Below are 660 nucleotides of genomic sequence, written 5' to 3'. Positions count from 1 at the left end.
AATTTATGGGTCCATTATAATAACACTGTATGCAAATTGATGTTCACCTATTGCGTTTTGACCAGCAGAAATAATCATCTTTTTCACCTTTCCTTTAGATTGTTTTTTCTTGCCCAGGGTCCCATGAAGGAATAAAATAAAGCATCCTCCCTTCAGGTACGGGACGGTTTCCTGTCCTGGACGAGGCTCTACTTGCCGGTGGGCTCGTCCAGGACAAAACGTTTTTTCAGCCTGCTCAACGCCCGTTCCTTAACCTTGTGCACCGCCTGCTGCGATATCCCCAACCGTACAGCCGCTTCTTTCTCGGTAACGCCTTCCAGAACCGTCGCTGTTATTACCTCCCGCTGTAGCGGGGTCAGCGACGAGAGGGCATCCTGGACCAAAACAACTCCTTCCGCTTCGCCTGCAACATCGACCGCCGCGGCAATAGTATCAACCATCGCCATTTCCCCGTCAGAAACATCAGCCGAAGCATCCAGAATTAAGCATTCATGTTCCATCAACCGACGACGCTTTTTAGCCAACCTGGCTGCTTCCCGGCGTATACCGGTTTCTATCCAGACCAGCACCCGGGCATCTTCCGCGTTAAAGACGCAAGCTTTAGAACCGGATTGTAGAAAATAATCGTCAGGTGTACCGCATCAATATCACCTCTCCTGT

The 660-nt window shown here is 50.0% G+C and carries 1 protein-coding gene; it reads right to left on the bottom strand.

Features of this window, described 5'->3' with window-relative positions; genetic code table 11:
• Window positions 1-188 precede the first annotated feature (188 nt).
• Window positions 189-569 carry a sigma-70 family RNA polymerase sigma factor gene (locus A6M21_RS06350; RefSeq protein ID WP_242868785.1) on the bottom strand — a complete coding sequence of 127 codons (381 nt, stop codon included), beginning with the start codon at window positions 567-569 and terminating at the stop codon, window positions 189-191.
• Between the last annotated feature and the right edge of the window lie 91 nt (window positions 570-660).

It is taken from the genome of Desulfotomaculum copahuensis, assembly GCF_001655685.1.
GTDB lineage: Bacteria > Bacillota > Desulfotomaculia > Desulfotomaculales > Desulfovirgulaceae > Desulfotomaculum_G > Desulfotomaculum_G copahuensis.
The sequence above is the reverse complement of the archived record's forward strand: the minus strand, read 5'-3'. Positions and strand labels throughout refer to the sequence as shown.